This is a genomic window from Pseudomonas sp. NPDC087598, assembly GCF_044743525.1.
GTDB lineage: Bacteria > Pseudomonadota > Gammaproteobacteria > Pseudomonadales > Pseudomonadaceae > Aquipseudomonas.
This window is the reverse complement of the sequence record NZ_JBIUWQ010000014.1, coordinates 21,222-37,472: the sequence shown is the minus strand read 5'-3', so window position 1 is coordinate 37,472 and position 16,251 is coordinate 21,222. Positions and strand designations below refer to the sequence as shown.

29 protein-coding genes are annotated in these 16,251 nt (G+C 58.2%); 28 read left to right on the top strand and 1 reads right to left on the bottom strand.

What is annotated here, in order from left to right; genetic code table 11:
• Positions 1-17: 17 nt before the first annotated feature.
• The 12 genes from ACIOWE_RS10555 (at position 18) to ACIOWE_RS10500 (ending at position 4,899) form a co-directional block, all read left to right on the top strand.
• A complete protein-coding gene (locus tag ACIOWE_RS10555) occupies positions 18-563 on the top strand; it encodes a hypothetical protein (RefSeq protein ID WP_401390693.1) in 546 nt (181 codons plus the stop codon).
• A gap of 76 nt (positions 564-639) precedes the next feature.
• The gene (locus ACIOWE_RS10550; protein WP_401390691.1) at positions 640-1,317 is read left to right on the top strand and encodes a hypothetical protein; all 678 of its coding nucleotides are present in this window, start codon (positions 640-642) and stop codon (positions 1,315-1,317) included.
• Between the two features lie 170 nt (positions 1,318-1,487).
• Positions 1,488-1,985, top strand: a complete 498-nt coding sequence (locus ACIOWE_RS10545) for a hypothetical protein (RefSeq protein ID WP_401390688.1) — start codon at positions 1,488-1,490, stop codon at positions 1,983-1,985.
• 71 nt (positions 1,986-2,056) lie between these two features.
• Positions 2,057-2,221 (top strand): hypothetical protein, encoded by a 165-nt coding sequence (locus ACIOWE_RS10540; protein ID WP_401390685.1) that lies wholly within the window; start codon positions 2,057-2,059, stop codon positions 2,219-2,221.
• A 312-nt stretch (positions 2,222-2,533) separates the two neighbouring features.
• Entirely contained in the window at positions 2,534-2,794 is a 261-nt protein-coding gene (locus ACIOWE_RS10535) for a hypothetical protein (protein WP_401390683.1), read from the top strand.
• Positions 2,795-3,026: 232 nt separating this feature from the next.
• Entirely contained in the window at positions 3,027-3,203 is a 177-nt protein-coding gene (locus tag ACIOWE_RS10530; RefSeq protein ID WP_401390680.1) for a hypothetical protein, read from the top strand.
• Positions 3,204-3,317: 114 nt separating this feature from the next.
• Complete coding sequence (locus ACIOWE_RS10525; protein WP_034152702.1) at positions 3,318-3,656, top strand: hypothetical protein; 339 nt, start codon at positions 3,318-3,320, stop codon at positions 3,654-3,656.
• Entirely contained in the window at positions 3,653-4,000 is a 348-nt protein-coding gene (locus ACIOWE_RS10520; protein ID WP_401390678.1) for a hypothetical protein, read from the top strand. The genes ACIOWE_RS10525 and ACIOWE_RS10520 overlap by 4 nt, the downstream gene beginning before the upstream one ends.
• A gap of 53 nt (positions 4,001-4,053) precedes the next feature.
• On the top strand, positions 4,054-4,275 hold the full coding sequence (locus ACIOWE_RS10515) for a hypothetical protein (RefSeq protein ID WP_401390675.1): 222 nt from the start codon (positions 4,054-4,056) through the stop codon (positions 4,273-4,275).
• Complete coding sequence (locus tag ACIOWE_RS10510; RefSeq protein WP_401390672.1) at positions 4,272-4,463, top strand: hypothetical protein; 192 nt, start codon at positions 4,272-4,274, stop codon at positions 4,461-4,463. The genes ACIOWE_RS10515 and ACIOWE_RS10510 overlap by 4 nt, the downstream gene beginning before the upstream one ends.
• A complete protein-coding gene (locus ACIOWE_RS10505; protein ID WP_401390669.1) occupies positions 4,460-4,648 on the top strand; it encodes a hypothetical protein in 189 nt (62 codons plus the stop codon). The genes ACIOWE_RS10510 and ACIOWE_RS10505 overlap by 4 nt, the downstream gene beginning before the upstream one ends.
• Positions 4,645-4,899, top strand: a complete 255-nt coding sequence (locus ACIOWE_RS10500) for a hypothetical protein (protein ID WP_401390666.1) — start codon at positions 4,645-4,647, stop codon at positions 4,897-4,899. The genes ACIOWE_RS10505 and ACIOWE_RS10500 overlap by 4 nt, the downstream gene beginning before the upstream one ends.
• Positions 4,900-4,922: 23 nt before the next feature.
• Here the strand turns inward: ACIOWE_RS10500 and ACIOWE_RS10495 are convergent, their stop codons facing one another.
• On the bottom strand, positions 4,923-5,252 hold the full coding sequence (locus ACIOWE_RS10495) for a hypothetical protein (RefSeq protein WP_401390663.1): 330 nt from the start codon (positions 5,250-5,252) through the stop codon (positions 4,923-4,925).
• 76 nt (positions 5,253-5,328) lie between these two features.
• Here ACIOWE_RS10495 and ACIOWE_RS10490 point away from each other — a divergent pair, with 76 nt between their 5' ends.
• The 16 genes from ACIOWE_RS10490 (at position 5,329) to ACIOWE_RS10415 (ending at position 16,246) form a co-directional block, all read left to right on the top strand.
• Positions 5,329-5,928, top strand: a complete 600-nt coding sequence (locus ACIOWE_RS10490) for a hypothetical protein (RefSeq protein WP_401390661.1) — start codon at positions 5,329-5,331, stop codon at positions 5,926-5,928.
• A 1-nt stretch (position 5,929) separates the two neighbouring features.
• Positions 5,930-7,420, top strand: coding sequence for a terminase (locus tag ACIOWE_RS10485; RefSeq protein WP_401390658.1), 1,491 nt, complete (start codon positions 5,930-5,932; stop codon positions 7,418-7,420).
• Complete coding sequence (locus ACIOWE_RS10480; protein WP_401390655.1) at positions 7,420-8,880, top strand: DUF4055 domain-containing protein; 1,461 nt, start codon at positions 7,420-7,422, stop codon at positions 8,878-8,880. The genes ACIOWE_RS10485 and ACIOWE_RS10480 overlap by 1 nt, the downstream gene beginning before the upstream one ends.
• A complete protein-coding gene (locus ACIOWE_RS10475; protein ID WP_401390652.1) occupies positions 8,798-9,910 on the top strand; it encodes a minor capsid protein in 1,113 nt (370 codons plus the stop codon). The genes ACIOWE_RS10480 and ACIOWE_RS10475 overlap by 83 nt, the downstream gene beginning before the upstream one ends.
• A gap of 8 nt (positions 9,911-9,918) precedes the next feature.
• Positions 9,919-10,419, top strand: a complete 501-nt coding sequence (locus ACIOWE_RS10470) for a DnaT-like ssDNA-binding protein (RefSeq protein WP_401390649.1) — start codon at positions 9,919-9,921, stop codon at positions 10,417-10,419.
• 85 nt (positions 10,420-10,504) lie between these two features.
• Positions 10,505-10,855 carry a DNA-directed RNA polymerase subunit alpha C-terminal domain-containing protein gene (locus ACIOWE_RS10465; RefSeq protein ID WP_401390646.1) on the top strand — a complete coding sequence of 117 codons (351 nt, stop codon included), beginning with the start codon at positions 10,505-10,507 and terminating at the stop codon, positions 10,853-10,855.
• An 89-nt stretch (positions 10,856-10,944) separates the two neighbouring features.
• Positions 10,945-11,682, top strand: coding sequence for a hypothetical protein (locus tag ACIOWE_RS10460; RefSeq protein ID WP_401390643.1), 738 nt, complete (start codon positions 10,945-10,947; stop codon positions 11,680-11,682).
• 3 nt (positions 11,683-11,685) lie between these two features.
• Positions 11,686-12,663 carry a major capsid protein gene (locus tag ACIOWE_RS10455; RefSeq protein ID WP_401390640.1) on the top strand — a complete coding sequence of 326 codons (978 nt, stop codon included), beginning with the start codon at positions 11,686-11,688 and terminating at the stop codon, positions 12,661-12,663.
• Between the two features lie 54 nt (positions 12,664-12,717).
• Positions 12,718-13,023: a HeH/LEM domain-containing protein gene (locus tag ACIOWE_RS10450; protein WP_401390637.1), complete on the top strand. Its 306-nt coding sequence runs from the start codon at positions 12,718-12,720 to the stop codon at positions 13,021-13,023.
• Between the two features lie 10 nt (positions 13,024-13,033).
• Positions 13,034-13,411, top strand: a complete 378-nt coding sequence (locus ACIOWE_RS10445) for a hypothetical protein (RefSeq protein WP_401390634.1) — start codon at positions 13,034-13,036, stop codon at positions 13,409-13,411.
• A 2-nt stretch (positions 13,412-13,413) separates the two neighbouring features.
• The gene (locus ACIOWE_RS10440; protein ID WP_401390631.1) at positions 13,414-13,803 is read left to right on the top strand and encodes a hypothetical protein; all 390 of its coding nucleotides are present in this window, start codon (positions 13,414-13,416) and stop codon (positions 13,801-13,803) included.
• A gap of 2 nt (positions 13,804-13,805) precedes the next feature.
• Positions 13,806-14,402 carry a hypothetical protein gene (locus ACIOWE_RS10435; RefSeq protein ID WP_401390628.1) on the top strand — a complete coding sequence of 199 codons (597 nt, stop codon included), beginning with the start codon at positions 13,806-13,808 and terminating at the stop codon, positions 14,400-14,402.
• A complete protein-coding gene (locus ACIOWE_RS10430) occupies positions 14,399-14,815 on the top strand; it encodes a phage tail terminator-like protein (RefSeq protein WP_401390625.1) in 417 nt (138 codons plus the stop codon). Before ACIOWE_RS10435 ends, ACIOWE_RS10430 begins: the two co-directional genes overlap by 4 nt.
• Before the next feature lie 70 nt (positions 14,816-14,885).
• Entirely contained in the window at positions 14,886-15,542 is a 657-nt protein-coding gene (locus tag ACIOWE_RS10425) for a phage tail protein (RefSeq protein WP_401390622.1), read from the top strand.
• 3 nt (positions 15,543-15,545) lie between these two features.
• Positions 15,546-15,935 (top strand): phage tail assembly chaperone, encoded by a 390-nt coding sequence (locus ACIOWE_RS10420; RefSeq protein ID WP_401390620.1) that lies wholly within the window; start codon positions 15,546-15,548, stop codon positions 15,933-15,935.
• 17 nt (positions 15,936-15,952) lie between these two features.
• Positions 15,953-16,246, top strand: coding sequence for a DUF1799 domain-containing protein (locus tag ACIOWE_RS10415; RefSeq protein ID WP_401390618.1), 294 nt, complete (start codon positions 15,953-15,955; stop codon positions 16,244-16,246).
• Positions 16,247-16,251: the final 5 nt, after the last annotated feature.

Genomic DNA, 16,251 nt, shown 5'->3' with positions numbered 1-16,251 from the left:
ATTGCGGCCGTGCCGCCATGTACAAGACCGCCCAGCTTTGCCAGATGCACTACTTCCGCCTAATGCGGAGCGGCACAACAGAAAAGCTTCCAACAAGCCGCCAGCAGCGGGTAATTACGCCAAACGGATATGTCCGAGTTTACGAGCCTGGTCACCCGCTTGCGGACAAAGGCGGCTACGTCTTCGAGCATCGCCATGTCATGTGGGCCGAGGTCGGGCCGGGCGGCCGTGATTGCGAATTGTGCGGGAAGCATGAGACCTGGCTCACCTGTCACGTCGACCACATAGACGGAAACCGGCAGAACAATGCCCGCACCAATCTCCGAATTCTTTGTCGCGGATGCAATGTAAAGCGAGGCGTCACTCCTGAAAGTCATGCACTTCGTAGCGGGCTCGACCTGGTGGAGTTTGAGGGAAAAAGACTTACCGCAGAGCAGTGGGCTCGGGATCCCAGAGTTTTGGTCAGCGGCAGAACGATAAGGGCTAGAAAGGCGGCAGGAAAGTCGGATTTCGATGCGCTGTTCGCGGCCAAGATTACCCACAAAGGGAGGCGCCGAGCATGACCACCGTCGAAGAAATCAAAACCATCAAGGCCGAATACCGGGCCAAGACCCGAGAACTGAAAAAGGGGCAGGCAGCATGAAATTGATCAACGCACGTCAAGCGTGGACAGACGCACAGCATGAATCCAACGCCTCAATCAGTGCGGCAGCGGCTGACCGGGCAAAATCCGCGACTGTCGTCCGGAAGGAAAAGGCCGCACTTCGAGAGATCATCTTTGCCGCCCAGGGCGAGGACAAGGAAGAGCGCATCATGGCTGTGCGCCAGAAGATCCACATTGCGGAGACGCGCCGCACGCCTATTGGCCGTTCGACACATCGGGCCGCTCATCTGGTGACCATGGGGAAGGTGCAGAAGGCGATCGAGTCGTTGCCGTTCCAGGTGCAGCAGTTGGGGCACTACCTCTACCACCCATGCATGACCGTCGTTCACATGCTCAACGCCGAGAAGCTGATCTGGTCTGACACTGACTTCGGTGCGCTCACCGATGCCAAGGCAGCGAAGGTGCATTGCCTAATCACTGTTGCGCTCCAGTCCTACAAGGCCGAGGCGAACGGGGGGGACGCATGGGGCCCAGCTCGAGTGTCTGACGCCATGATGAAGCTGTATGGGATCGCCATCCAGCCCAAGCACTGGGATCGCGATTGGCTCGACATCTGGAATTTCCTGCGAAAAGTCATTGAGGAAGTGGATATCCAAGCTCAAGAGCCAGTGTGGCAGGTTATTCACGCAGAAGATTCAGAGGATGCGGCATAAAGATGTTGCCATGGTGGGGAATTTGATGTACTTTTTCCACACTGTGCAACTTACCTCCAGCGCACGACAACTTCGAAACCCGGCCGCCGCGCCGGGTTTTTATTGCGATCATGGCCTAAAGCCACGTACCCTCCAGTGCTTCTAAAGCAAGATGAGCAATGGAGTTGGTCATGGAAAAAACTGAGTCGGTCGGCAAAAGTGTGTACGAGATTAACGCGGAGTTCGTATCTGACCCTGTGCAACTGATCTACGGGGTTCAGGGCTTATCAATCGATTCGCACCTACAGCAGCTTGTGCGGATGGTTAACAATGCTGAATCTGGTTTGAGTTTCGGAATTACGCTTTTCACTGCTTCCGGCGTTTTGACAGGAAATCTGATCAGCAGCAAAAAGTACTTCAAACAGTTTGGTGAAAACTTCGCATCCGGCTTGTCCCAAAATTTTCCAGATCATGATTGGCAGCAAGTAGCTGACAGTTACGCGGACATGGGATCTCATGGTGATGATTTGCCTGAAGGAAAGTATGAGTGTCCGCCGCAATTCATACACCTCGAGCAGGCTAGGGTGTTGGGCGGAAACGGCAACCTACTTATCCAGGGCGGCGCACTTTGGAGAGGTAAGCTCCAAGCGGTAAGCGGCTTTACGCTAGGCCTCGTATCGGCCATCTGATTTTGTTTGAAAAACCCCGCAGAAGTGCGGGGTTTTTTATTGCCTCGAATTCGACTCGCTGGGAGGTGCGCATGAAGCCTAAGGCCAAAGCCAATCTGCTGGAGCGCGCAAGAACAGCGTGGGAGGCGGTCTCGCGGCAGGTTGGGGAGACGGACTTCTCTCGCCATCCACAGACCGGCGAATACCTCCACCCTGGTGTCGCCATGGGTTGGCGCATCCACAAGAAGAATCTGTAGTTTCACCTGTAGCCAGGACAGCCTTCGGGAGGCCTGGACGCCGTTGGCCGGTAGTGCGGCGCATCTGAAAAACACCGGCAGCCCACGCACCCTGACCTCACATTGCTTTCGGGGTGGCGCGAGACTGGAGCAGCGAGATCGATGCAATGGTGCGTCGACGTTGAGAAGGCCTTTGGCAGACAGCTCGGAAAGACGAGCGCACCTATTAGGCTCTCAATCTGTAGGGCTATTTCGTTTCTCGATGATGCTGTATTCTTTGCATGGCTATTTGGCATCAATTGCAGAGGGATAGGCGTGCTCAGAGACAAGATATTGGCCAAGAAACTGATCGAATTACTCATCGCCGACGATGACTACGGTAATGGCATTAACAAAGCAAGGATCCGTAATCTATTCGTCGAAAATCTTGGCGCCACCGGTGAAATTGTGCCGACCTTTAGCGACAACATTGTCGACTACCACATTCATCTGCTCGAAACTGCGGGCTACGTGAAAGTCACGACAGTTCCCAGCAATAGGGGGTACGACAAGATAGAGGTAACTTGGTCCGGGCATGATTATGTTGGTCAATGATTATTAATCCTGCGCGATAAAAGCCTCGCAAGCGCTCGAGGCTTTTTTATTATGCAGATGGTGACTCGGTGGCAAAAGGTTGAATTTCCGGGTAACGCAGACTTTACGGCTAGTTGTTTGAGGTCGTCGCAACGGACTAATGCCGGTGCGCCGCAGCTCAAAATCTTGTCCCATCCGCAACTATTCAGGGCCTCTGCATTCGCAGGGGCTTTTTCGTTTGAGGGGGTTCGGTATGGGCCTTAAAAGACTCGAAGATGCGCACGCGTTCGTCGTGGCAGATGACATCGTTTGCATTTACTGGGCGCGCGTTGATCTCGCCATCATCGAAAATGCCAAGCCGGTTGACTCGATTACGCCAGAGCAAAATCTGTTCCTGAAGGGCCTCACGTTCGGCCCCATCAATCGCTAATTCATGGCCTCGGCATTGGACGAGGCCTTTTTTTTTCGGCTCCCCGCACCCATTGCTCTGAGCTGGGAGTGCAGCGGGGCCGACCTATTCACATGCACCCACGGAGTCGAGCGCATGGAGTTATTGCAGCGCCTGCTCGACAAGATCGACAGGTTTGAATTGCTGATCGCAGGACTGGTCGGCGCTGTCGTCGCGAGCTGGTGGCACAAAGACGATCTGGCCGACTGGCGCGCCTGGCTGATCTTCCTGATCACCGGCATTGCCTGCTCTCTGTATCTGACGAGCATGGTCAGCACCTACTTGGGTGTGACCGAGCCGAAGATTGTCGCGGGCATTGGCTTTCTGCTGGGCACATTCGGTGGGTCGCTGCTCGCAGCCATCAACCGAGCCATCAAAGCCGCTGACCTCTGGGCGCTCATTCGCCAGCGGTTCGGGGGAGGCAATCCACCATGAATCTTGAACTAATCAACTCCGTCGCCTGCGGCTTAATTGCCTTGTGGGCGACCTGGTGTGTTCTGAGCGGTCGAGTGCGGGACGGCGTCATTGGCAAGCTGATCTATTCGGCGATCGCCATCAGCGGGTTCGTTGTGATGAGCCGGGAACAGAACATCTTCATGATGGGGCCGACCACCGCCGGGATCACACTGCACGTCTCACTGGACATGGCCGGCATGCGCCACATCTTCATGGTCATCTGGTGGCAGAGAGTGAAGGCCTGGCTGTGCCGGACGCTGAACTGTGAGCATTGCCTGCGCTGTGACAAGGCGCCGGGCGGGATCGAGCGTCGATCCAAGTAAGTCGCGACACGTTTCGCGAATCATCAAATCGTGTCGCGACACTGGAGAAGATTATGAGCGATCAATCAGGCGAGCACGTTCACTGGGTTGCTGATGGCCGTGGCCGGCGATTGGTGTTCATAGATGGTGTACGCACCAACTGGGTGGCGTATGCAGACACCAAGGCAGGTATCGCTGTGGTCTTTGATGACCCGGTAAAGTCCTCAGATGGCGAGCACATCGATTTTCACCCTGTGTGGGGTGAAATCACTGTTGTTCCAATGGATGGCGCATGAGCAACGTAACTCGCCTGCACCACGCGCTCTTGCTGAGCCAGGACATCAACAAGGCACTGATCGAGCTGGATAGCGCGATCGCCAAGGCCATCGACGCTGCCAAGGCCGCCGGCCTGCTTCAGGGACTGATCGTCGCCGAGTTGCACGGGCACGCTCACGCGCAGACCCACAACATGGTGAAGGCATGACCGCAGACATCCACGACATCGCTGATCAGCGACCGCACCTGACGGTGACGGCTGATGACGGCGTCCACGTGCTGCCTTGTGACCTGGTGCGCTCAGTGATCGCCGGCGACAAGCCATCGGCCATCCTGACCGAGCCAGTGCTGCGCCGGATCATTGAAGAGTGGTTCCAGAGGGTAACGGCATGACGGCAAAGCTCGTTGAACTCAAGCGTGAAGTCTGGCGCGACGCCGCCAAGACGCTGCGCAAGATTGCCGATGATCTCGATGCTGGCGTGCATCCAGAATGCACTGTGGGTGCGCTGACCCTCATGGGGCCGAAAGGCGAAGTGACGGTGTTCGGGCTGGGACCCAAGTGCGACGACCTGCAGTGCTTGGGTGCAATGCGCTTGGGTGAGCAGAAGCTGATTGATGTGCTGCTGGATGGCGGGGAAGGGTAGGCATGTTGTACGTGAAGGCGCAGCTAGCCATTCACTTTGACTGCCAATAGAGCGCGATCCTCTGGGAGCGGTTGGAGTACGCCCGGACTTGAACCTGAGTACAGGTACAGGAAGTACTGGCCGTTCTGGTCGCGCAAAATTCGATAGACCTCCGCCGGTCGCTGCCTGCTAGGTGCTTGGCTCCTGTTCGTGAGGAGATCGTAGGCATTGATTTGCATGCGCTCCAAGGCTGCTTTGAAATCAGTTTCAACTTTTGTCTTCCATTGCCGCGCCTGGCGGATCTTGACGAATCCACAAAACGAAATGAATAACACCAAGACGACCAGCGCGACGACCTTCAATCCCTGCTCCATGCGATCGCTCCTATCCACGTGATAAGGGATAAGCAATAGCGCATCGAGCCACGAATTCAACCCTTCGAGTAAGAGTATGACAACCAAGCAACCCGACTGGGAGGCGATCGAGCGAGCCTACCGGGCCGGTTCGCTTTCCATCAGAACCATCGCTGAGCGCCACGGCGTGAGCGACACCGCGATCAGGAAGAAAGCCAAAGCCCTTGTATGGGCGAGAGACCTTTCTGATCAGGTACGGAAGGAAGTTCGCAGCAAGCTGGTTCGCGGCGAGGTTCGCAACGACCAAGGCGCGAACTGCGAACTTGACGCAGAGATCATCGAAGAGGCCGCAGAAGAAGGCGCCCGGGTGGTTCGCAGTCATCGGCGGGACATTCGCAAAGCGACGATTCTTGCGAACCTGCTGATGGATGATCTGATGACGACCATCCAGCGCCGCGAAGAGATTGAAGAAGACATCGAGGCGGAAACCTCCGAAGACAACAACGGAATGCGTCGAGCTTCGATGCTTGCCGCCGTGGGTTTACCCAGCAATTCTAAAACGCTGTTCCAGCTTTCCTCTGCGATGAAAAACTTGCAGGTGCTGGAGCGTCAGGCATACAGCCTGGACGAGAAGGAGAAGACGGACGAAGCCGACGAACTCTCGAAGATGATGGACGAACTATCGAAGGACGCCTGACATGAAGCCCGAGCACATGAAGCTGCTCCGGGATAAGCGTTGGAGGCTGAACAATCTCTACTTCATCACCGACAAGCAGGGGAAGAAAACTCGCTTCCGGATGACGGACGAGCAGATTGAATATTTCGACGGGATGCATACCCGGAACATCATCCTGAAGGCTCGGCAACTCGGCTTCACCACAGAGTGCTGCATCATCCAGCTCGACGCCGCGCTGTTCGAGTCGGCCAAGTGCGCACTGATCGCCCACACCCTGAACGACGCCAAGCGCCTGTTCCGGGAAAAGGTGAAGTACGCCTACGACAATCTGCCGAAAGAGATCCGCGCGGCGAACCCGGCGAGCAATGATGCCGCCGGCGAACTGGTGTTCAGTAAGGGCGGCTCGCTATACGTTAGTACCTCTTTCCGGGGCGGCACGCTGCGTTACCTGCACGTCTCTGAGTTCGGGAAGATCTGCGCCAAGTTTCCGCACAAGGCGCGCGAGATCGTCACCGGCGCCTTCGAGGCGGTGGCCACCGACTGCTTTGTCACGATTGAATCGACGGCTGAAGGCAGGGCCGGCTACTTCTTCGATTACTCACAGAGCGCGGAGAAGCAGCTGCTGTCCGGCACGCCGCTCGGCAAGCTGGACTGGAAATTTTTCTTCTTCAGTTGGTGGAAGAACAAGGCCTACTGGCTCGATCCGGCCGAGGCGGTTATCCCGCAGCGTCTGACCGACTACTTCAACGAGCTGTTCGCCAAGCACGGCATCGACACGAACCCCGGCCAGCGCGCCTGGTACGCCGCCAAGGAGAAGACCCTCGGCGACGACATGAAGCGGGAATATCCGTCCCTGCCGGCGGAGGCCTTTCAGCAGTCGATTGAGGGTGCCTACTACGCCAAGCAATTTACGAAGCTCTACGCCGCTCAGCGCATCGGCGCGCTACCCGACAACAGCCATCTGCCGGTGCATACGATCTGGGATATCGGCGTCGGCGACTCTACGGCGATCTGGTTTGTCCGGATTGTCGGCGAGGAATACCACGTCATCGACTTCTACGAGAATAGCGGTGAAGGCCTTCGGCATTACATGAAAGTGCTCAAGGATCGCAAATACACGTATGGCGATCACTGGGGGCCCCACGACATCGATAACCGAGAGTTCGGCAGCGACGGCAAGACCCGCCGCGAACTGGCCCGTGAGGGTTACGAGATCGACGGCCAAAAGTACAGCCTCAAGTTCAGCGTTGTTCCGAAGCTTGGCATCGACGAAGGCATTGAGCAGGTGCGGGAGATCCTTCCTGCCTGCGCCTTCGATGAGTCCAAGTGTGAGCTGGGTATTTCCTGCCTTGAGAACTACCGAAAGGAGTGGGACGACAAGCGGGGCTGCTGGAAAGACAAACCACTTCACGACTGGTCATCGCACGGCGCGGACGCCTTCCGCTACTTCGCCGTCTCGATGGGCCGACGCAAACGCACAGGCGGAACACGCCGAATAGGAGGCTTGGCCTGATGCCAGTCCAATCGACAAACCCTGACTACGATGCGCATATCGGCGAGTGGGAGATGATGGATGACGCGCTCGAGGGTGAGTGCGCCGTCAAACGCAACGAGCGCAACCTGCCCAAGCCGAGCGGCATGGTCGAAGCCGAAAAGCTCGACGCCGCCGGCAACAAGTACCTTTACGCGAACTACACGGCCCGCGCTCAGTACGAACACTGGGTGCGTGACTCTCTGCGCTCGATGATGGGGTTGGTGTCTCGGCTGATCCCGGAGATCGAACTGCCCACTGGTTTGAAAGTGTTGGAGGACAACGCCACGGCGGACGGCTTCGGCCTGAAGCAGCTGTTCTTCCGCATGGTGCGCCAGGCGATCTCACACGGTCGGGTGCCGCTGGTGGTGAACATCGATGATCGTGGCGAGCCGTATTTCTCGACTTATGCCACGCGCAACGCCATCAACTGGGACACCGCGGACCAAGGCGGCCGGCAGGATCTGGTCCTTTCGGTGTTCCGCGAGTTTCGCAGGAAGGGCGGCGATCGATACAGCCACGACTGCGACACGGTTTTCCGTGAGTTCTTCATGGACGGAAATGTTTGCTACACCGCGGTGCGGAACGAGGGTGGCGAACTTGTCGAGGATGAGCGGCCTCTAGGTACCACTGACAACGACAATCGCCTAGTCAAAGGGCTGGCGTATCTTCCGGTGATCTACTGCGGCTCTACCGACAACTCGCCAGATGTCGACGAGGTGCCGCTGCTGACCATGGCGCGGGCCGCTTTGAAGTCGTATCAGCTGAGTGCTGACTACTTCACCGCACTGCACCAAACTAGCCATCCGCAGCCGTGGGTGTCCGGTCTCGATGAGTCCGTAGAGCTCAGCGTGACGGGGCCATCGGCGGCATGGGATCTTGGCCCGAGCGGACAGTGCGGTTACCTAGAGTTCCAAGGTGCCGGCATTGAAGCAGTACGCAAAGCCATGGATGACCAGAAAAACGCCGCGCTTGAAGCCGGCGCCAAGGTCATGGACGTGGCCGGTACGGAGTCGGGTGAGGCGCGCAAAACACGCCAAAACGACCAGCACGCCACGCTGCACAGCATCGTCATCACGGTGGCCGAGGCGGTGGAGCAGGGTCTGCGATACGCCGCCGAGTGGAAGGGCTACGACCCCAAGCAGGTCAAGTTCAAGGTGAACCCTGAATTCGTGACCCCAGTGGTCGACGCGCAGGTTCTCGCCGAGCTGCTGAAAGGTGTGATGGCCGGAACGATCAGCGCCGATACCTACTGGCAGTACCTCACCACCGGCAAGCTGCCGGAGCGCCCATATGAAGATGAAGCCGACCTGATCAGCGATGAGCGCGAGTCGGCCGGCATTAACCTGGACAAAGAAGATGTCAACGACAAGCCAGGCGCAGGCGGACAGCCAATTACTGGAGCAGACGACCCGTCACTCGGTAATGCTGGAGCGGCTTAAGGCAGGCGAGGTCAAAAAGTTCGAGAAGTACCTGCGCCAGATCGACAAGCTGGTGCGCGAGCAACTGACACGCAAGGAGCTGACGACCTACAGTCGCGATCGCCTTGAGCAGTTTCTGGCCCGAGTCGACGGAAAGCTGCTGGAGATTTATAAGGCCTTCGGCGATGTTGTGCAGGTCGATCTGGTGGATATTGCGCTGTATGAGGCCACCTTCGAGGCCAACAGCCTGAGCAATGCGCTCTCCATCGACGCTGTGGTGCCGACCAACACGGTGATCCGCGCGGCGGTGTTCTCCTATCCGCTGCAGGTGAAGGGCATCGATGGCGGGAAGCTGCTCAAGAGCTTCCTCAGCGGCTGGACGCGGACTGAGACGATGCGGGTAACGAACACCATCCGGCTCGGCTTCGGCCAAGGCCAGACGAACGCCCAGATCATCCAGGCTATTCGCGGCACCACGGCGCAGAACTTTACCGATGGCATTCTTGCAGTAAGCAATCGCAACGCCGCCTCTGTGGTGCAGACAGCGATTCAGCATGTGGCCACCACGGCGCGGATGGAAACCCTGAAGGCCAATAGTGATGTAGTTTTGGGCTACAGGTGGGTTTCGACGCTCGACCGCAAGACCTCACAACAGTGCAAGGGCTTGGATGGTATGCGCTTTGACTTGGGGAAAGGGCCGCTGCCGCCGGCGCACATCAACTGCCGGTCGACTACGGTGCCGACCACCAGGCTTTCGGAGACGTTTGCCAAGGACGCCACGCGCGCTTCGATAGGCGACAATGGCGGGGCGCAGGTCGATGCAAGTTTGAATTATTACGAATGGCTGGCAACACAGCCAGCGAGCTTCCAAGATCATGCACTTGGCCCCGTCCGGGGCAAGCTGTTCCGAGATGGCGGGCTGACGCCGGAGAAGTTCGCCAAGCTGCAGCTCGACAAGAAGTTCAAGCCGCTGACCCTGGCCGAACTGAAGGCCATTGAGCCTGACATGTTCGCCCGGGCAGGCGTTACACTCGGGACTCCACCAGGTTGAGATGACCGATGCAGATCATTGTTGAGGATGGGCAGGGAAGGCCGGATGCCAACAGCTTTGTACCGCTGGAGAAGCTGACCTTCTACCGCGACTACTACGGCTTTCGGATCCCTGAAGCAGAGCCCGATCAGGTCGAGTTGCTGCTGCGCGCTGCAGCCGACATCAACGCTCGCCAGTGGAAAGGCAGCAAGGCTAATCCCAAGCAGGCTATGGCATGGCCACGGCGTGACTGCAAGATCGAATACCAGATGCTGTCCGAGACATTCGTGCCCTTTGAGCTTGAATGGGGGCAGGTGCGGCTGGCTGTCGAGTTGTACGCAGACGAGCAGGGCTTCCAGATCGAAGAGCCGACGCATTGCTCGGAGCCGAACGGCCGGCGGACGAGGCTCAATCGTGATACGCCCGGCTTTCGCATGCGACCTCCGCCATATGCGCCGAGCAGGACGCAGTTTGCTGATTACCTGGTGATGCGCGGACTCCGCTTGGTGGAAAACGGAAAGCGTTTGTAGGTTTTCTGGTGAGGGCGTACGCTGGATTTGCGATGTCAAGTCGCCATCCCATTACTCAGCCTGTGCGCAGGCCGGAGAAGACATTATGAAGCCCGAATACAAAATTCGTGAAGTTACCCGCTACGTAATCACCAGGCATGACGGGACATCTACGCAAGCCTTGGTTGAAGCTGACAGTAAAAAAGCTGCGCAATCTATTCTCTCCGCGCTAATCGAACAATCTAACCGACATGACACATTATTGGATATCAGCATTGAAGAGCTCGGTATCCAGAAGCGCTGGCGGATGTCGTTGCTCAATGAGGGCATCAAGACTGTTGGAGACCTACGCAATTTATCAGGTCAAGACCTTGCTAATTTTCCGAGCATAGGACTGGCAGGCAGGATAGCTATTCAAGTTGCTGTCGCTCCATATGGCGGTCTTCGCCAAGACTGAAAATATTTCTGAGTTACCAAGGACCCCGGCCATGCCGGGGTTTTTTTATGCCTGCAAAGCGGGCCGACCAAACCCAAGGGGTGCACCAAGTGGCAGACGAAAACCAGATTGATCTTGAAGACCCAGCAGTCAAATCCGCGATCGCTGAAGCGGTAGAGGCGGCGACCCTGGGCCTCAAGAACAAAAACTCCGAGCTGCTTGGCTCGCTCCGGACTACCAAAACCGAACTGGACGGCTTCAAGACCCAGTTCGAAGGTTTGGACATCGCCGCCGTGAAGGGGCTGCTGACAAAGGTGGGCCAGGACGAAGAGACCAAGTTGATTGCCGAGGGCAAGTTGGACGAGGTCATCACTCGCCGCACCGAGCGCCTGCGCACTGACTACGACACCAAACTGGCCGCCGAGAAGACCCGAGCCGACAAGGCCGAAGCCTTCGCTGCCAAGTACAGCGACAAGGTACTCGCTGATTCCATCCGTGCTGCCGCCATCAAGGCTGGCGCGCTTCCCGAGGCTGCGGAGGACATCATCTTGCGCGCCCGGGGCACTTTCAAACTCAGTGAAGACGGCGAGGCGATTGCCACCGACCGTGACGGCGAGGTCGTTTACGGGAAGGACGGGAAAACCCCGCTGTCGCCGCTCGAATGGGCGGAATCGCTGCGTGAAACAGCAACACACCTGTGGCCAAGGGCTCAGGGTGCCGGTCCGACCGGCGATCAAGGTGGCAAGGCCACGAAAAAGTGGGGTGAGTACACGGAAACCGAGCGCGCTGCGATCGCCCGTGACAACCCTGAGCTCTTCAAGAAAATCCAGGCCACCAAAGGAACCTAATCCATGGCAACTACCCAACTGACCGACATCTTCGTCGGCGACTACTACGCCTCCCTGGCGCCGGTTAACAGCCCGGAAAAGACCGCTGTGTACGAGTCGGGCATTGTGACCCGCTCGCCTGTGCTGGATGCGATTGCGTCCGGCAGCCAAGGCACCGCCGAGATCAGCTACTGGCAGGATCTCAACGCTGATGAAGCTCCGAACATCAGCAACGATGACCCGAATGACCAAGGCGAAGTCGGCAAGGTCGAGCAAGACAGCATGCGTGCCCGAGTTCTGTACCTCAACAAAGGTTACGGCGTAACCGATCTGACTGCGGAGCTGGCCAACACCGAACCACAGCAGCAGATCCGCAACCGCTTCGGCACCTACTGGACTCGTCAGTGGCAGCGCTACACCCTGGGTGCCGCTCGCGGCATCATCGCCTCGAACATCGCCAATAACGGCGGTGACATGGTCATCGACGCGGGCACGACCATCAACGCCAATGCCTTTCAGGATGCCGCGTTTACCGCCGGCGATGCTGCTGATCAGTTCGGCGCGATCGGCGTGCACTCGATCGTGATGAACCAGATGGTCAAGCAAGACCTGATCGAGTACCTGCGCGACTCCGACGGCAAGATCATCCTAGCTACCTACCTGGGTAAACCGGTGTTCATGGATGACGGCTTGGTCTATGGCGCTGGCAAATACTTGTCCGTGTTCTTCGGCCAGGGTGCTTTCGGCTACGGTGAAGGCGCTCCGAAGGTGCCGGTCGAGCTGGAGCGTAAGCCGGGCGGCGGCAACGGCGGCGGTGCAGAAGTGCTGTGGGAGCGGAAGACCTACATCCTCCAGCCTGCCGGTTTCAGCTGGAAAGGCTCCGAGGCCCAGAACGCCAGCCCGACCGCGACCCAATACGCGGCAGCAGCCAACTGGCAGCGTGTGTTCAGCCGCAAGCAGGTCCCATTCGCCGCCGTGATCAGCGGCACCACCACGCCGTAATCCGGCCCACAACCTGGCGCCCTTATCGGCGCCGGGGTGCTTTTGAGGTGATTTATGAAAGTGATCTACACGGACAAGCCGGGTAAAGAGCGCGGCGTGTGCTACCGCCTGTTGAGCGAATTCTTCGGCGTCATCGGCTCCGCCACCGAGGTGGTCGTCGATGGCGATGCGCCGGATATCGTCGGTGCCTACCAAGCGGCTGGCATCAAGGTCTCAGACGGCAATGAGCAGGAAGCCGAGGAAACCGACCCTCTGAAAATGAAAGTCCCCGAGCTGAAAGAGTGGCTGACCGGCAAGGGTATTACCTTCGACGCGACCGCCAAGAAAGAAGACCTGCTGGCCCTGGTGCCAGCGGAATAAGGACAAGCACATGACTGACTTCATCACCGTCGCCGATGTTGACGCCCAGCTCGGTCCTGGCTGGGCCGGCACCGGTGATTCGGTCCTTGCCGTGACCATGGCCAATGCCTGGCTCACGACCAAGATTAAGCGGGCTGTTCCAGATCCGGTTCCGGCCGAGATCAAAACAGCCGGCGCTCAGGTCGCCAAAGAGGCGGCGGCGGGCAAGCTGTACACATCCACGCAGAAGGAAGTGCAGAGCAAGACGGTATCGGCGCAGTCCGGAACGTCTGTAAGCAAGACCTATGTGGCGGGCTCTGCCGATCAGTCAGCGGGCGTGAACTTCGCCCTGGCGTTGCTCGACCCGTGGATCAAACGCTCCGGTGTAATGATGCTCAAGAGGACTTGATAATGGGCATGCGCGAAGAGATCCAGGCCGAAATGGCTGAGGCGTTCGATGATCCTGATGGCCTGGCCGATGCGGTCAAGCCAGTGACAGGTGTGCGAAAGATTGCGGGCGAGTATGACCCTGACCTGGGCGGTGCACCCGAAGTGACCACGACCTACGGCGGTCGTGGAGTGTTTGGCAGCTACCTGGCCAAGGAAATCGACGGGTCATTGATTCAGACAACCGACGAAAAGCTGCTGATCTTGCAGAACGAGTTGTACGTCACTGTTGAGGGAGCGCCGACAGCGATGATTGCCGAGCCGAAAATCGGCGACATCATCGACGGAAAGCGCGCTCTGAACGTCAGCCAGGACCCCGTGGGTGCCAGCTGGACAATTCAGCTGAGGGTTTGAAGATGGCATCCAAGTACTCCGGGCAGTCTGGCAGTTTTGCACTGAGCCTCGCCGAATTCGCGACCCAAGCCACGGAAGCCATTGACGCCAGCCTTCGCGAGATCATCATCGAACTCGGCAACAGCGTCATCCGCATGTCTCCGGTGGGCAACCCTGAAATCTGGGCGCAGAACGCCGTCGCGAGCCAGTACAACAAGGCGGTGGACGACCACAACAGCGGCTTGCGCAACGATCCGACCAACCTGACAAAGACGGGCAGGTTGAAGCCTGGGCGCAAGCTGAAAGACGGCATGGATATCACTGCGCCAAGTGGCTACGTCGGCGGCCGGTTCCGCGGCAACTGGATGTTCTGCATCGGATCACCGGATAGCACAACGACCGACGAAGTCGATCCGAGCGGTGCCAAATCCACGGCGCGAATCGTTGCCGGCGCCATTGAGTTCAAGGCGGGGGATACCTGCTACATCACCAACAGCCTTGGCTACGCCATCCCTCTGGAGTTCGGGCATTCGACCCAGGCACCCGGCGGGATGGTTCGCATCACCGTGGCCCGCTTCCAGCAGATCGTGCTGGAGGCCATCAGGAACAACCAGGTATGAGTCATAACCTCATCGCCTCGATCTACGAGGCAAGGCTGATCGCATGGGCGAAAGCGTTGCCGGTACCGCTGAAGGTTGTCGTCGAGAATGAGGCCTTCACGCCCGTTGCCGACGCTACGTACCTGAGGGCTTACACGCTGCCGGCCGACACCGCGAGCAACACGCTTGGCGGCGACCACAGGATGTACACCGGCGTGTTTCAAGTCAGCATCGTGACGCCATCGGGCAAGTTCCGTGGTGCGGCCGGAGCATTGGCTGACCAGATCACTGCGCTTTTCCCGCTGTACGAGCGAAACAAAAAGGGCGCATTGACCGTGGTGACCATGACACCAGTCGACCAAGGCCTGGGCATGCCGGATGACACAACTTTCACCGTGCCGGTGTCGTTCCAGTACCGAGCCGACACCAACTAAACCGCCCATTGGGCAAATCCAGAACCCGCCTTTGAGCGGGTTTTGTCATTTCTGAGAAGAGGAAAATCCCATGGCCGGCATTCAAATGCCCAACGGCGCAACCTTTGAAATTGCTTCCGCCTACGGCACAGCAATCCCGTTCACCTCGCTGAGCAATGCGAACCCGGCAGTGGCTACTGCAGCGGCGCATGGCCTGGCAGAAGGCGACATCATCGCGGTTAACTCCGGCTGGACGCGCCTCGACGGTCGAGCCGTTCGCGTTGCCGATATCGCCAGCGGCACCTTCGCGCTGGGCGGCGTGAACACCACCAACGTTCAGCAATATCCGGCAGGCTCCGGCGTCGGCTCGGCACGCGAAGTGACCTCGTTCACCGAGATCTCGCAGATCACCGAACTGAACTCCACCGGTGGCGATCAGCAGTTTCTGACGTTCGGCTTCCTGGCTGACGATGATGATCGGCAGATGCCGACCACCAAGAACCCGATCACGCTTTCCATCACGGTGGCCGACGATCCTTCCAAGCCCTACGTCGATATCTGCGAGGCCGCCGACGATGACAAGCAGTCGCGTGTTCTGCGCCTGAATCTGCCGGGCGGCAGCAGCATCGTTTACAACGGCTACGTGTCGATCACGTCGACTCCGACCATGTCGCGCAACAACCTGATGACTCGCGTTATCAGCGTGGCGCTGACCGGTCGCCCGGCTCGCTATGCGTCGGCGGTGTAAACCATGGCCAAATTTAAAATCGCCCAAAACCCCACGTTCAAAGCCGACGTCGATATTCCTCGCGTTGGCGGCACCACGATCAAGGTCCCGTTCGAGTTCAAGTACCGCGATCGCAAAGAACTGGCAGTCCTGTTCGCCGGGTGGCAGGAAAGCGCGAAGGAAGACCAGGAGCGCTTCAAGGCCAAAGGTGATGACCTCACGCTCGTCGAGATTACCGACTCCCACGTCGAACGGCAGATCGAGCAGATCACTCAACTGGTCACGGGCTGGGGCTTCGAGGACAAACTGAACCCGGAATCGATCCGTGCTCTTGTGGAAACCTCGGCCGGCGCCGGTGATGCGATTGTCGATGCCTATCAGAAGGCCTTCTCGGCGGCCCGATTGGGAAACTGACAAAGGTCGCACGCCTGATGTACGAGCCGGGGCCATCTGAAGCGGATCTGGCGGCGTTCGGATTGTCTATCTCAGATATTCCCGAGGAAGAGTGCGAAGTGTTGGCTGAAAACTGGCCGGCCTTCGTGGTCTTCAACGCCATGTCCACTCAGTGGCGCACCGGCATGGGCGGGGCTACCGGCCTTGATTACACAGTTCTTCGAGACGTCTCCGACTTCGTCGGCACATCCAGAAAACAACTCAGAGAGATCTTCCCAGACCTTCAGGCTATGGAGGTCGAGGCCCTGCTCGTCATGAGCGAATCGAAGTAATGGAG